Annotated in this window: 14 protein-coding genes; 7 read left to right on the forward strand and 7 right to left on the reverse strand. The window is 60.1% G+C overall.

Annotated elements, in window-relative coordinates; translation table 11 throughout:
* Positions 1 to 6 precede the first annotated feature (6 nt).
* The 3 genes from AYR47_RS19045 to AYR47_RS19055 form a co-directional block, all read right to left on the reverse strand.
* Positions 7 to 1,032, reverse strand: a complete 1,026-nt coding sequence (locus tag AYR47_RS19045; RefSeq protein ID WP_061436317.1) for a purine-nucleoside phosphorylase — start codon at positions 1,030 to 1,032, stop codon at positions 7 to 9.
* Between the two features lie 14 nt (positions 1,033 to 1,046).
* On the reverse strand, positions 1,047 to 1,994 hold the full coding sequence (locus AYR47_RS19050) for a nucleoside-specific channel-forming protein Tsx (RefSeq protein ID WP_061436319.1): 948 nt from the start codon (positions 1,992 to 1,994) through the stop codon (positions 1,047 to 1,049).
* Positions 1,995 to 2,149: 155 nt separating this feature from the next.
* A complete protein-coding gene (locus AYR47_RS19055) occupies positions 2,150 to 3,088 on the reverse strand; it encodes an AraC family transcriptional regulator (protein WP_061436321.1) in 939 nt (312 codons plus the stop codon).
* A gap of 261 nt (positions 3,089 to 3,349) precedes the next feature.
* Between AYR47_RS19055 and AYR47_RS19060 the strand changes: the two genes are divergently transcribed.
* Positions 3,350 to 4,609, forward strand: coding sequence for an ABC transporter substrate-binding protein (locus AYR47_RS19060; protein ID WP_420492068.1), 1,260 nt, complete (start codon positions 3,350 to 3,352; stop codon positions 4,607 to 4,609).
* A gap of 18 nt (positions 4,610 to 4,627) precedes the next feature.
* A complete protein-coding gene (locus AYR47_RS19065; protein WP_061436324.1) occupies positions 4,628 to 5,401 on the forward strand; it encodes an L-iditol 2-dehydrogenase in 774 nt (257 codons plus the stop codon).
* 76 nt (positions 5,402 to 5,477) lie between these two features.
* On the opposite strand, the gene AYR47_RS19070 is transcribed toward AYR47_RS19065, so the two are convergent.
* On the reverse strand, positions 5,478 to 6,170 hold the full coding sequence (locus tag AYR47_RS19070) for an NUDIX hydrolase (RefSeq protein ID WP_061436325.1): 693 nt from the start codon (positions 6,168 to 6,170) through the stop codon (positions 5,478 to 5,480).
* A gap of 147 nt (positions 6,171 to 6,317) precedes the next feature.
* Here AYR47_RS19070 and AYR47_RS19075 point away from each other — a divergent pair, with 147 nt between their 5' ends.
* Genes AYR47_RS19075 through nadE form a run of 3 tightly spaced genes read left to right on the forward strand, consistent with a single transcriptional unit; the run spans position 6,318 to position 9,005 of the window.
* Positions 6,318 to 6,965 (forward strand): nicotinamidase, encoded by a 648-nt coding sequence (locus AYR47_RS19075; RefSeq protein ID WP_033901989.1) that lies wholly within the window; start codon positions 6,318 to 6,320, stop codon positions 6,963 to 6,965.
* An 11-nt stretch (positions 6,966 to 6,976) separates the two neighbouring features.
* Positions 6,977 to 8,194, forward strand: coding sequence for a nicotinate phosphoribosyltransferase (gene pncB, locus AYR47_RS19080; protein ID WP_061436326.1), 1,218 nt, complete (start codon positions 6,977 to 6,979; stop codon positions 8,192 to 8,194).
* Position 8,195: 1 nt separating this feature from the next.
* Positions 8,196 to 9,005, forward strand: a complete 810-nt coding sequence (nadE, locus tag AYR47_RS19085) for an ammonia-dependent NAD(+) synthetase (protein WP_061436327.1) — start codon at positions 8,196 to 8,198, stop codon at positions 9,003 to 9,005.
* Positions 9,006 to 9,013: 8 nt separating this feature from the next.
* Here the strand turns inward: nadE and AYR47_RS19090 are convergent, their stop codons facing one another.
* Entirely contained in the window at positions 9,014 to 9,502 is a 489-nt protein-coding gene (locus tag AYR47_RS19090; protein ID WP_061436328.1) for an Hcp family type VI secretion system effector, read from the reverse strand.
* A gap of 185 nt (positions 9,503 to 9,687) precedes the next feature.
* Here AYR47_RS19090 and AYR47_RS19095 point away from each other — a divergent pair, with 185 nt between their 5' ends.
* On the forward strand, positions 9,688 to 10,602 hold the full coding sequence (locus AYR47_RS19095; RefSeq protein ID WP_061436330.1) for a hypothetical protein: 915 nt from the start codon (positions 9,688 to 9,690) through the stop codon (positions 10,600 to 10,602).
* Positions 10,599 to 11,087: a hypothetical protein gene (locus tag AYR47_RS19100; RefSeq protein ID WP_050572437.1), complete on the forward strand. Its 489-nt coding sequence runs from the start codon at positions 10,599 to 10,601 to the stop codon at positions 11,085 to 11,087. Before AYR47_RS19095 ends, AYR47_RS19100 begins: the two co-directional genes overlap by 4 nt.
* Positions 11,088 to 11,091: 4 nt before the next feature.
* Here AYR47_RS19100 and AYR47_RS19105 read toward each other — a convergent pair whose 3' ends face one another.
* Both AYR47_RS19105 and AYR47_RS19110 read right to left on the reverse strand, forming a co-directional pair.
* Complete coding sequence (locus AYR47_RS19105; protein WP_061436331.1) at positions 11,092 to 12,123, reverse strand: ABC transporter substrate-binding protein; 1,032 nt, start codon at positions 12,121 to 12,123, stop codon at positions 11,092 to 11,094.
* 14 nt (positions 12,124 to 12,137) lie between these two features.
* Positions 12,138 to 13,181: an NAD(P)/FAD-dependent oxidoreductase gene (locus AYR47_RS19110; protein WP_237142567.1), complete on the reverse strand. Its 1,044-nt coding sequence runs from the start codon at positions 13,179 to 13,181 to the stop codon at positions 12,138 to 12,140.
* Positions 13,182 to 13,208: the final 27 nt, after the last annotated feature.

Below are 13,208 nucleotides of genomic sequence, written 5' to 3' on the forward strand. Positions count from 1 at the left end.
CGGCGGTCAGGCCTCCGGAACACCTTTCTCCCAGGCCGACCAGTTCTTGAGGATCGCCTGTACCAGCGGGTTGCCCGTGCGGTACAGGTTCTCCAGCGCCGGCACAAAACCGCCCTGATCCGCGTACTTCAGCAGGTTGTCCACTTCGCTGTAGCCAGGGTACGGGCGGTCGAAGTCGGAACCGGCACGTACCACCGCCAGGCGCTGGATATCCACCAGGCCTTCGCGGCTGGCTCGCAGCAGGGCTTCGTAGGTGGAGTTGTCTTCCTGTTGGGTGGTGCAGTATTCGCCTTTGTTGTCGGTCAACAGCTTGGTCCAGACTTCGGCGCGTTCGCTCAGGCGTGTACCGGAAAACCAGGTGTTGCCCGCCAGGGTGTCGCAGCGGGTGACTTGCGGCGGCTGGTTGGCCGGGGCGGCGGGGTAGTGTTTGCGCCAGGCGGCGGACTCCTTGCTTTCCGTCAGCTCCACTTTTTGTGACAAGGCAAACGCCTTGGCCTGCAACTTGGGGTTCAGCTCAAACACTTCGGTCTTGTAGTCCAACGGTGGTTTCTCGTTGGGGCCTTTGGTGTTGATGCCGATATAACCCGTCGGCCAATCCTTGGGCGCGTCCCGCGAATCCAACTCCCACTGGGTGCCGAATTCCACCAGGTAATGCGCCCAGGCGGCGGTGCCGATGGTGCCGTGCTTGGGGCTGATGCCAGCGATTCCGGCGATCAGGAAGTAGCTCTGGCGCAGGTCGAATTTGGGCGACAAGGCCAAGGCCAGGGTGGACGCGGCGGCGTTGGTCTGGCCCATACCGGTGACCAGCAGACACACGTCCTGGGTGTTGCAGCGGATCACCGGGTATTCGGCCGACAGCCCTGGCACGCGGACTTCCTGCTTGAGTTCCAGGCGATCGATCCAGGTTTGCGCCTCAGGGGCGAACATGGTGATCAGCATCACCTTGGGTTTGATCGGTGCGGTATCGGCCAGCACCACGTGGGGCAGCAGCGCCAGGCCGACCGCCATTGATAGACGTGTAAACGCGTTCATCTAAAGCTCCTTGATCAGAATTGGTAGCCCACGCCGGCGTAGTAACCCCAGCCATCGGAACGGGCGCGGAAGTTGCCTTCGCCGAAATTCAACTCACTGCCGTCTTCCCAGTTGCCGCCGTTATGGAAGTAACGGCCGACCAGGGTGAAACGCAGGTGGGTGAACGAGTACAGCAGCACATTGGTAGCGACCAGCGAGTTGGCGGTGCGCGCCGGGTTGTCCTTGTGCAGGTCGGAGCCGAAATCGTAGTTGGTGAAGCCGATGTAGGTCAGCGAAGCACCGTTATCGAACTTGCCGATGGGCACGATGTACTTCATCTGCGCGCGGTAGCCGTCCCATGAGTATTCATTGCTGGCGCCGTAGTTTTCCCACTGGTAACGCCCATAGAAGTTGGCCGACAGGTTCACCCGCGAATGGGTGTCGATGTCTGTGCCGAGGCCGCTGTACAGGGTGTTGGCGCGGTTTTCCTTGCGGCTGCCATGGTCGTAGATCCAGTCGAACGCCACGTACCACTCCTTGAACGGCCCGATGGCCAGGCTACGGCCCGCCAGGTAGTCGATGGAGATACGCGGCTCGTGCTCCATGAACACCGGGGAGCCATGGTCCCACACGCCTTTGTCATTACTGTTACCGATGGTGAGGATCTTCGGCACGTCGATGTAGCCGTACAGCTCAAAAGGCCCCTTACGGCCGAAGTACTCGTATTCCAGGTAGACATCATCCTGTGGCTTGGGGCCGAAGCTGATGTCTTTGCTGCCGATCAATGTCAGGTCCTGGTTGAACCAGTCCGACAGGTACACGCCTTTTTTCGCCGGGCTGGCTTCAGGGCTGAGGGTTTCGCCCTGTGCTGAGTCATCCACGGGTTTTTCCTGCGCCAAAATGGAGGCGCTGAGTACTCCCGTAACGGCGGCCAGTAGCAAGGAAACACCAAAGGAGGCAGGACGCCTTGAGGTGGGGTGCATTGAAAATCCCTATTCGTACGCGGTTTGAACCCGATTCTTCGGGTAAGGGTGAACTTGGCTGGCAAGTTCGTACCGCAAACGTTTGCACATGCTGTACCAAGTTTGCTCAATCGTTTGATCAAATTGAAAAAAGCGGGATTTAGTCGACCTTTTGGTCAGAATTGACTGGGTGTCATTTTTTCAATGTGCTTGAACAGGTGCATCGCGGTTTCACGTCGATAGTCGCTTGGCGTCTGGTGCATTTCGATACGGAAGTGTCGATTGAAGTTCGACAGATTGGCGTAGCCCACTTCAAAGCAGATGTCCGCCACCGACATGTCGCTTTGCAACAGCAGTCGGCAGGCGCGTTGCACACGGAACTTGCGCATCAGGTCGATAAAGCCGTGGCCGGTGTTGCGCTTGAAGAAGCGTGAGAAGCCCGGCTCGCTCATCTCCAGTTGTTGCGCAATCACCGACAAGCGCACATCGCCGGTCAGCTCGCGCATCAGATAATCGAACGCCTTGTTGATGCGTTCGGCGCTGCGTGCATCCAACGTCGGCGCATAACACGGGCTGGCGAGGGCCTTGACCTGTTGCGTCGGGGCGTTCTTCAGGGTGTCGAGCAATTGCAGGAACAGGATCAGGCGTTGCAGGCCGTGGGCGCTGCCGATGGCTTCCATCAAGCGCGCAGCCTGCAACGCGGCGTCGCCGGTGAATTCCAGTCCGCGCCGGGCATGCTCGAACAGCGGTTGCAGGTCACCGAGTTCCGGCAGGGTCTTGCGCAGGGTGAGGAGGGCGGCGCCGTCGAATTGCAACACCACGTCGCGACCGCTCAGGTGTTCGCCGGGGGCGAGTTCACCGATCCAGTCGTGGGGCAGGTCGGGGCCGATCAGGGCCACATGCCCGGCACTGAACGCACCGATGTAGTCGCCCGCCACCAGTTTGCCGCTGCCTTGGCGGATCAGGTGGATTTCAAATTCGGGATGGTGGTTCCAGCGCGCCAGGTCGTAGGGGTAGTCATGTTCGAACCAGCGGAAGCAATGGTCCGGCTCGGGCAGGATCACTTCGAGTTCGGCGGGGCGGTGCTCGAACAGCTTGGCGCGGCTGATGGGCATGGTGGGATTCTTATGATGCTTGGAATCGCTTCAAAATACGCGCCTCAGTCATGGGCGCGCTACTCCTGGTTTCGCCAGGTACTGATACTTTTTTAACTTTCACGCTCCGGTTAAAAAAGTACCAGTCGCCCATCCTCCAGGCGTTTGTGGGGGCTTGGCCAAGCTGCTGTAATCGGCCCTCAACAACAAAAACAACAGGTAGAAACCGCTATGTCCAAGCTCCCGCAAGCGTTGTTCCTGCTTTCCGGCCTGGCGCTGGCCATGCCTAGCCACGCCGCCGACACCGTGACCATCGCCACGGTCAACAACAGCGACATGATCCGCATGCAGCGCCTGTCCAAGGTGTTCGAAGCGCAGCATCCGGACATCAAGCTCAACTGGGTGGTGCTGGAAGAAAACGTGCTGCGCCAGCGCCTCACCACCGACATCGCTACCCAGGGCGGGCAGTTCGACGTGCTGACCATCGGCACGTACGAAACCCCACTCTGGGGCGCCAAGCACTGGCTGGAACCCTTGACCCAGCTGCCGGCCGATTATGACGCCGACGATATCTTCCCCTCGGTGCGCCAGGGCCTGTCGGTCAACAACACCCTGTACGCCTTGCCGTTCTACGGCGAAAGCACCGTCACCTACTACCGCACCGACTTGTTCAAGCAGGCCGGGTTGAGCATGCCCGCGCATCCTACCTGGACCCAACTCGGCGAGTTCGCCGCCAAGCTCACCGCCAAGGACAAGGGCCAATATGGCATGTGCCTGCGCGGCAAGGCCGGCTGGGGCGAGAACATCGCCTTGCTGAGCACCATGGCCAATGCCTTTGGCGCGCGCTGGTTCGACGAGCAGTGGAAACCCGAGCTGACCAGTCCCGAGTGGACGGCGGCCGCCAACTTCTACGTCAACACCCTCAAGCAATACGGCCCGCCGGGCGTGTCCAGCAATGGTTTCAACGAAACCCTGGCGCTGTTCAACAGCGGCAAGTGCGCGATCTGGGTGGATGCCAGCGTCGCCGGCTCCTTCACCACCGACAAGAGCCAGAGCAAGGTCGCCGACAGCGTCGGTTTCGCTGCCGCGCCTACCGAAGTCACCGATAAAGGTTCTTCGTGGCTGTATGCCTGGTCCCTGGCAATTCCGGCCACGTCCAAGCACAAGGACGCTGCCAAGGCCTTCATCAGTTGGGCGACTTCCAAGGAGTACATCCAGTTGGTCGCTGATAAAGAAGGCATCACCAACGTACCGCCGGGCACCCGACAATCCACCTACAGCGAGGCGTACTTGAAGGCCGCACCGTTTGCCCAGGTAACCCTGGAAATGATGAAGCACGCCGACCCCGCGCACCCTTCGGCCAAGCCGGTGCCTTACGTGGGCATTCAGTACGTGACCATTCCCGAGTTCCAGGCCATCGGCACCTCGGTCGGCAAGCTGTTCTCTGCGGCGCTGACCGGTGGCATGTCGGTTGACCAGGCCTTGCTGGAAGCCCAGTCCACCACCGAGCGCGAAATGAAACGCGCCGGCTACCCGAAATAACTTCAACAGGACTTTTTCATGAAACGACTCGAAGGCAAGAGCGCACTGATCACCGGTTCGGCGCGTGGCATCGGCCGCGCCTTTGCCCAGGCCTACATCGCCGAAGGCGCCACGGTGGCCATCGCCGACATCAACCTGCAACAGGCCCAGGCCACCGCTGCTGAGCTGGGCCCACAGGCCTATGCCGTCGCCATGGATGTTACCGACCAGGCGTCCATCGACAGCGCGATTGCCACAGTGGTCGGCCGCGCCGGCAAACTGGATATTCTCATCAACAACGCTGCATTGTTCGACTTGGCGCCCATTGTCGACATCACGCGCGACAGCTACGAACGGCTGTTCTCGATCAACGTCGCCGGCACGCTGTTCACCTTGCAGGCCGCCGCGCGGCAGATGATCAGCCAGGGCCATGGCGGCAAGATCATCAATATGGCCAGCCAGGCCGGACGCCGTGGCGAGCCGTTGGTGGCGATCTACTGCGCGACCAAGGCGGCGGTGATCAGCCTGACGCAATCGGCGGGGTTGAACCTGATCAAGCAGGGGATCAACGTCAATGCCATTGCTCCGGGCGTGGTGGATGGCGAGCATTGGGATGGTGTGGATACGTTGTTTGCCAAGCATGAAGGATTGGCACCGGGCGAGAAGAAAAAGCGGGTAGGGGACGAGGTGCCGTTTGGGCGGATGGGCACGGCGGAGGATTTGACCGGCATGGCGGTTTTCCTGGCCTCGAAGGACTCAGACTACGTGGTGGCCCAGACCTACAACGTCGACGGCGGTAACTGGATGAACTAGAGCCGTACATCAATCCAAAATGTGGGAGCGGGCTTGCTCGCTCCCACAGGTGATTTTCGGTGTTCTTTAAAACGCGTTACTCGGCAAAACTGCGGTCGAAGAAGTAGATTTCTCCAGGTTTGAGAACCGTCACCGTCGCCTGGGGCCTGCCGCCTTCACCATTCTTCTTGCGCCCGGTCTCGCGCAGAAACCCCGCCTCAGTCAGCTTCAGCAAGCGCTGGCGAATACTGGTCTTCAACACCGGCCGCCCCAGCACCAGGGAAAAGATCATGGTCGCTTCCGGCGCGCTGAACTCATTGCCCAGGAACATCAGCGGCAAGCTGCTGTACAGCGACTTGGAGAACAAGCGCTCCTGCACGGAGGCCACGATGCTGTTGTGATCGAACGGCAGCTTGATGCTGCCATCCGCGACCCCCGCCAGTGAAAACCAGGCCTGATGCTCACCCAGCTCTACCTCATCCGCCACGATCGCCAGGTAGTAAGTGGACGACGACCAACAGCGCGGATCACGAAACGCATCCCCCACCGTGCCCACTTGCTCGCTCCACGCCAGCGCCAGGCCCACCTTGTCACTCGCCCGCAAGCGCTCCACCGCATCCTTGAGGCTCAGATCTTGCACGCCGCCATTCACCACCACGCCCGGCAGCGCCCAATGCCCGGTGAAGGGCTCGGCGTCGCGTTTGTTCAGCAGCAATTTCAGCTCCCCTGAGGCGCGGCAATAAAACACTACGCACAGGTCGACGGTGTGGAGGTAGGGGCTCAGGGGCATGTGGACGTCCTTCTAGACAGGGATGACGCACAGTCTAACCAATCGAGCAGATATGTCATGTACTTGCTCCAGGATAGATAACCAAATGTTTCTTGCAATGAAAGTACATGACGTGTACTTTTGTTTCCAGGCCACAGGAGAACCATCATGACCCTCTCGATATCCGCCATTGCTTCATTCGACGTCGACGCCCAGAAGAGCTTCACGCCGCTGTGCCCCAGTGAGTTGCCTGTGGCCGGTGGCGACCAGATCGGGGCCGAGCTCAACTACATGGCGAGCCTGGCCGGCCATCGCGTCGGCAGCAAGGACGCCCACACCCCGCACGCGCCCTGGGTGGTGTCGCAGCACAGCGAGATGCTGCAACCCACCGGCCTGGCCCACGCCGATGTGACCTGGGTGAGCCATTGCGTGCCGGGCACCGAGGGCTTCACCTTGCTGGACGAATTGCCCACGCCTTATGACTACGACTACTTCATCTGGAAAGGCGTGGAACCCGACCTACACCCCTACGGCGCCTGCTATCACGACCTGCACGACAAGCTGTCTACCGGCGTGATCGAGTACTTGAAGGCCCAGGGCGTGAGCCGCGTAATCGTCGGCGGCCTGGCGCTGGACTACTGCGTCAAGACCACCGCGTTGCAATTGCTCAAGGCTGGCCTGGAAGTGGTTTTGCACTTGCCGGCGTGCCGGGCCATTACGCAGGAGGGCGGCGTACAGGCGGTCAATGAGTTGCTCAAGGCCGGTGCTGTCATCAGCAGCACCCGCGAAGAACTGGCCGCGATGGCCGCGCGTTAAGGAGACACACCATGGAAAGTGCCTACGACTACGAAACGCCCGTTATCCGGGGTTTGCTCGACACCGACTACTACACCTTCACCATGATGCAGGCCGTGTTGCACCAGTACCCCAATGTCGATGTGGAGTACAACTTCATTGTGCGGTCCAAGGAAAAGCTCGGTCATCTGATTCCTGAAATCCGTGCCGAGTTGGAGCAACTCGCCAGCCTGCGTATGCGCGAAGGTGAGCTGCGCTTTCTGTTCAACCCCCGCTTTCGCGAATACCTCACCCCGGACTACGAGCGCTTCCTCGGCTTGTTCCGCTTCAACCTGCGCTATATCCACGTCAGCGAAGTCGACGGCCAACTGAACATCCGCGTGGTCGGTCCTATGCTGCACTGCATCATGTTCGAACAACCGGTCCTGGCGCTGGTCAGCGAGCTGCGCAACCGCGACAAATACCCCGACGTGACCTTGGAAGACGTCACCCGCAAGCTCTACCAGAAGTTCGACTGGCTACAGAAAAATCTCAGCCGCGAAGAACTCGCCGACCTGCGAGTGTCTGACTTTTCCACCCGGCGCCGCCTGTCGTTCAAGGCCCAGCGCGAAGTGGTCGACATCATGCGCCGCGACTTTCCCGGACAGTTCGTCGGCACCAGCAATGCGCACCTGGCCTACGAATTCGACCTGCCGCTGATCGGCACCATGGCGCACCAATGGCTGATGGTGCACCAGCAACTGGGCCGCCTGCGCGAAAGCCAGAACGCCGCCCTGGAAAACTGGGTGCGCGAATACCGTGGCCGTCTCGGCATCGCCCTGACTGACTGCATCAGCACCGATTTTTTCCTCAAGGACTTCGACCTTTACTTCGCCAAGCTGTATGACGGCCTGCGCCAGGACTCCGGCGACCCCATCGCTTGGGCCGACAAAGTCCTGGACCGCTACCAGCAACTGGGCATCGACCCGATGACCAAGGACCTGATGTTCTCCGACGGCCTGAATTTCGAAAAATGCCTGCCGATCCTGCGGCACGTGCGCGGCAAGGCCAAGTTCGGCTTCGGCATGGGCACCAGCCTGGCCTGCGATGTGGAGGGCGTCGAGCCGCTGAGCATCGTGATGAAACTGGTGCGGGTGCACGGCGAACCGGTGGTGAAATTCTCGGATGATCCGATCAAGAACGTCTGCGAAGACGCCTCGTTTTTGCAGTACGCAGCACAAGTGTTCAATGTCGGCAGCGTGGAGGTGTGACATGCAAGCACGTATCGCACAGGAACTGAACATCAATCGGCAACTGGTCAAAGGCGGCGAAGCCAAAGAGATCCAGCGGCGCATCGACTTCATCAAGACCACCTTGCGCGGCTCCGGCGGCAAGGCGTTGGTACTGGGCATCAGCGGGGGTGTTGACTCACTCACCGCCGGCCGTCTGTGCCAGTTGGCCGTGGAGCAACTGCGCGGCGAAGACTACGCCGCACGCTTCATCGCCATGCGCCTGCCCTACAAAACCCAGGCCGACGAACGCGACGCCCAGGCCTCCCTGGACTTCATCACCCCGGACCAGATCGACACCCTCAACATCGCCGCCAGCGTCGACGGCCTCATGGCCAGCCTGACCGCCACCGAAGCCAGCGCCGCCCATGTCGATTTCATCAAGGGCAACGTCAAGGCGCGCACACGGATGATCGCCCAGTACGCGGTGGCCAACCTGCACAACGGCCTGGTGGTCGGCGCTGACCACGGCGCTGAAGCGTTGATGGGGTTTTTCACCAAGTTCGGTGACGGCGCCTGCGACCTGGCGCCACTGTCGGGCCTGACCAAAACCCAGGTGCGCTTGCTCGCCACGGCCCTTGGCGCCCCGAACAACCTGGTGCACAAACACCCGACTGCGGACCTGGAAGAGCTTGTGCCGGGCAAGCTGGATGAACAGGCCTACGGCTGCACTTACGCAGAGATCGACGCGTACCTGATGGGCGAGCCGGTGAGTGAGCGGGTGAGGGCGATTGTCGAGGGCGCGTACGGCAAGACAGCGCACAAGCGTGCGCTGCCTATCATTCCGGTTTGAGCCGACGATCAGATTTTGATGTTTTCGCGGATGTTCCAGCCGAACCGAATCGGCCCGCCATCTTTGCCGCCATCGGCTTTCTGTGGCTGGTAGCTGATTTCCACCCTGGCGAAGTTAAGGCTGATTTCCTCGGTCAGCACGTCACTGGTTGTCGCCGCGCGGCTGTCGTAGGAGGCGACCATCACTTCCTTCAGGATGATCACCAGGTACTCCACGCTGCTATCGCCCCCAGCCTTGCGCACCACGATTCGAGCCTCGGGGTAATGCTTGCCGGTTGCGCACGCCATCATGAGGTTGGGCGAGGATTTATCCAGCGACTTTTCAATCGCGATGTTGGCCATATCAACCTTGCCGGCACCACCGCCCGTGCCACTGTGCATCGAGCCCGATTGAGTCATCCTCCAGCCCCAGCGGGAAATATCGATTTCATCGCGATGGGCCTGGTCCCTGGACTCGCCCTTGATGTCTCCCAGTTTCAAAAACATATCGGTTGCCATGTTCGTTCCTTGTCTTGTCATCAGCCGAGAGTGGCGCGGGGCGTACTTTTCCCATTTCGACGATTGACCTCAAGACGCCAAGGTGAGAACGGGAAGTGCCTGGCTGCAAAAAGGAATATTTCCGACATTCTTGCCGGATATTGATTCTTTACGCTCTGCGCTCTTGTGCGTTCAGGAGTAAAGGAATGGCTAGCAGTGTCTTGAAGGACGGTTTCCCTAATGCCCACCTCACAACGCGTGAGCGAGTGGAAAACAGTATTGATCTGCGCCGGTTGTTTGCGGCTATCGACGCCGATCCGGCCATTGTCGGGGCAGGGGTGGTGTATCTCGATTCACAGCTGTGGCCCGTGACGTTGCGTGAGTTTCAGCCGATTTGCAGCGTGTTCCCCAAACGGGTGGTTTTGCGGGAGATGCCTGGCTCGTTGGCGAGGTTGGATTTTGTGCGCAGGTTGGAGTACGAGCCAAGAGAGTCGGAGGTAGTGTTTGAATCGATCGGAATGGGAGTGGCCTGTGGGACTGCATTATTGAGTTGGTTGGTGATCGCTGGCGGGTCCGCGCTTTCGCCGTTCACCGCAGGCCTGAGTGGTGCACTGGCCGTGATTGGGAGAGCTGCATTTGTTGCCAGTTTTGGGCAGTGTGCAAACGGTTTATACCGTGTCTACAAAGAAGCCAGGGAGCCTGCCCATATTGATTGGCTCGATAGCGAACCTTGGTATCAACACACGACGGCCATTCTGGATGCTGTGTCGTTGATAGGAGCAAGTACTTCGTTCCTGACCACGGTCAAGCTAGCAAGCGCAACCAAAGCCTCGACCGGGAGGTCGTGGCGTGATGTCCTCAGAAGGATGAATCGCCAGGAACGTGCAAAATTGACGAAGGAATTGCTCAGCATCAACCACCCGCATTTGAGCGCCAAGCTTATTAAGCTGAAACAGCTTTCTGGTGACTTTCCCAAGCGATATACCCAGGCCCAGCTTCGACATGCGACGCTCGCTCAGCTCAAGGATACCGTCGCGGTCGGAGGTGCGGTGGCAGGCAGTGCAATGTCTGGAAATCTGAGAACAATCGCAGTAGGTCTGTACGAGGAATTTGACGAATGATTCTTCTGATGACCCTTGAGCAGCTTCGGCATTTCCTGCTGCGCTATTTTCCGGTATTCGCTGCGGCAAACTTGTTTCAAATATTCGCGCTGGCGATTGGTGTTCCGATGATGTTTGACAGTTACTTCGATGCGTTACCTGCTGACTTGAATCTGAAATACTCCTTCTTATCTACTCTCGGATCAGCCTGTCTCCTTGGCCATTGCAACTTCATGATCGTGCGTGGCTACCCAAGCTGGCTATGGATCCCGGTCGTTCTGATGGTGTTTAGCCTGTTGGGTGTTTTACCGACCATCGAACACCGCCCTCACAAGGTGTTCTATGTCCTGGGCCTATTGTTCCCGCTGCTGGCTCTGCTGCTGATCAATAGTAAACGCTATCGAGAGGCCCGCGCTGAATGGGTAAAACTCCGTCAAAAGCGCCAGCGAATCGCGAAGATAATCCGTACCCAGCGTCAACGCGTTCGGCGCCGGGAAGGATTATGAAGTTCTACCGCTCGATCGACCGACTCCACCGCGCATTCCACTCCGGCCGCGCCTGGTTGACCTGGTCCCAATCAATCGAAATCGCCGTCTGCAAGTAACTTTGCATCGCTTCTACTCGGGCACGGGTCTTGTCGGTGGTCGGCGTGGTCGGGTTAGACGGGATCTGGTCGCCTTCTTCCAACGCCGGGGCCTGGGCTTGGGCGGTCAGCAAAAACGCGGCGAGTTTCTGCGCCAGTTCCGGCTGGTCGTTGCGCGCGATCACGCATTCGGCCACGTTCAGCACCACCGCGCCTTCCTTGGGTTGCGCATATTCCATGGGCACGCCGAGCAGTTTCTGGGTGGCGACCTGGGTCGGGGTGAGCGGGAAGATCGCGGCTTCATCGGTCTGCACCATTTCGGAGATCTTCGCGGAGCTGGCGATGTATTCCAGTACGTTGGGGCCGACGGTTTTTGGCCAGGCCTTGAAGCCGGGGTCGACGTTGGTTTCGTCACCGCCCTGGAGGCGGTTGAACATCAGGAAGCCATGCAGGCCGAAGGTGGAGGAGGCCAGGGACTGGAACACCACTTTGTCCTTGAAGCGCGGGTCGGCCAGGTCCATCCACGAGGTGGGTGCGGCCCAGCCTTTTTCCTTGAACATCTTGGCGTTGTAGCCCAGGCCGGTAACGCCGAGGGTCACGGCCACGGCGTGTTCCTTGATCTTCGCCTTGGCGGGGATCTGCTCCAGGGTCGGGCTGGGCGCCAGCTTGTCGCACAAACCCATGGAAATCGCGCGGTACATGATGCCGTCGTCGAGGAACATCACGTGCATCTGCGGGTTGTCTTTGTTGGCCTGGACCTTGGCGAGGATGTCCGACGAGGTACCGGGCACGATCACCACCTTGACGTTATTGGCCTTTTCGAACGCGGGCAGCACCTTGTCGGCGTACACCCGTTCCATGGTGCCGCCGTTCATGCCCAGGTACAGCGTGGGCGCGGCGTGCACCGTTGAGGCGAGTAGAGCGAGGGACAAGCAGGACAGCGCAATACGTGGGTTCATGGATGTTTTTCCTCTCAGGCTTGGAAACGACGGATGGAAAACGCTTCGATAGGTTGGCGGCTGGCACCGGTGCAGACGATCTCTGCCAGGGCTTCACCGACGGCGGGACCAAGCTGGAACCCGGCACCGGCAAAGCCGAAACCGTGGAGCAAGCCGGGTTGGGTGCTGCTGGGGCCGATTACCGGTTCGTGATCGGGTAGATAACCTTCGGTGCCACTCCAGGTGCGGATGGCCTGGGCACCCTTGAGAAACGGGTACAGCTCACCGGCATTGCGCAGGATCTCCAGCACCGCGGCTTGCCCTGGTCGTGCTTGTTGCGGACCTAGGGCAAAGCCGCGACCACCGCCGAGGATGCAATTGCCCCGGGCGACCTGTCGCGCATAGATCCCGCCGCCTTCAACGCCGGTGCTCACGTCCATCACCATCGGCAAGGGCTCAGTGACCAGCATCGCCGGGTGTGCCGAGGTCATCGGCACCGCTTCGCCAAACTGTTCGGCCACCGCCCCGGCCCACGCCCCGGCGCAATTGAGCAGCCACGGCGCTTGAAGATGCAGACTGTTGGCGCAGTGCACCTGGAAGTGCTGGCCGTCATGCTCGATACGTGTGACGGGCGACTGTTCATAAACCTGCGCGCCGTGTCGTTTAGCCGCGCGGGCAAAGGCGGGCGACACCAGGCGAGGGTTGGCGTGGCCGTCTTCCGGACACAACGAGGCACCGACGGCGATATCGCCGACCCAGGGAAATCGTGCGCGCAGCTCGGCGTAATCCAGCAACTGCAAACCCAGGCCAAATCCCCGTGTCTGCTCGGCATACGCCTGCAACGCGGCGAAATCAGCATGACTGCGCGCCAGCTTCAAATGACCGGAACGCAAGTACTCGCCGTCGATACCGATCAATCCCGGCAAGTCTGCCCACAGCTGGTGGGCACGCTGCGACAGCGGTAATTGGTGCAATGGCCGGCCTTGGCGCCGCACGCCGCCGTAGTTGACGCCACTGGAATGGGATCCGCAAAAGTCCCGTTCCACCAGCGCCACCCGCTGACCTTTCTGCGCCAGCATCAGTGCGGCCGACGCGCCGACGATCCC

The organism is Pseudomonas azotoformans (assembly GCF_001579805.1).
Lineage (GTDB): Bacteria > Pseudomonadota > Gammaproteobacteria > Pseudomonadales > Pseudomonadaceae > Aquipseudomonas > Aquipseudomonas azotoformans_A.

Coding starts and splice junctions, on each gene's coding strand:
- AYR47_RS19045 (WP_061436317.1), bottom strand. CDS start 1,032: ATGAACGCGTTTACACGTCTATCAATGGCGGTCGGCCTGGCGCTGCTG.
- AYR47_RS19050 (WP_061436319.1), bottom strand. CDS start 1,994: ATGCACCCCACCTCAAGGCGTCCTGCCTCCTTTGGTGTTTCCTTGCTA.
- AYR47_RS19055 (WP_061436321.1), bottom strand. CDS start 3,088: ATGCCCATCAGCCGCGCCAAGCTGTTCGAGCACCGCCCCGCCGAACTC.
- AYR47_RS19060 (WP_420492068.1), top strand. CDS start 3,350: ATGCCTAGCCACGCCGCCGACACCGTGACCATCGCCACGGTCAACAAC.
- AYR47_RS19065 (WP_061436324.1), top strand. CDS start 4,628: ATGAAACGACTCGAAGGCAAGAGCGCACTGATCACCGGTTCGGCGCGT.
- AYR47_RS19070 (WP_061436325.1), bottom strand. CDS start 6,170: ATGCCCCTGAGCCCCTACCTCCACACCGTCGACCTGTGCGTAGTGTTT.
- AYR47_RS19075 (WP_033901989.1), top strand. CDS start 6,318: ATGACCCTCTCGATATCCGCCATTGCTTCATTCGACGTCGACGCCCAG.
- pncB (WP_061436326.1), top strand. CDS start 6,977: ATGGAAAGTGCCTACGACTACGAAACGCCCGTTATCCGGGGTTTGCTC.
- nadE (WP_061436327.1), top strand. CDS start 8,196: ATGCAAGCACGTATCGCACAGGAACTGAACATCAATCGGCAACTGGTC.
- AYR47_RS19090 (WP_061436328.1), bottom strand. CDS start 9,502: ATGGCAACCGATATGTTTTTGAAACTGGGAGACATCAAGGGCGAGTCC.
- AYR47_RS19095 (WP_061436330.1), top strand. CDS start 9,688: ATGGCTAGCAGTGTCTTGAAGGACGGTTTCCCTAATGCCCACCTCACA.
- AYR47_RS19100 (WP_050572437.1), top strand. CDS start 10,599: ATGATTCTTCTGATGACCCTTGAGCAGCTTCGGCATTTCCTGCTGCGC.
- AYR47_RS19105 (WP_061436331.1), bottom strand. CDS start 12,123: ATGAACCCACGTATTGCGCTGTCCTGCTTGTCCCTCGCTCTACTCGCC.
- AYR47_RS19110 (WP_237142567.1), bottom strand. CDS start 13,181: ATGCTGGCGCAGAAAGGTCAGCGGGTGGCGCTGGTGGAACGGGACTTT.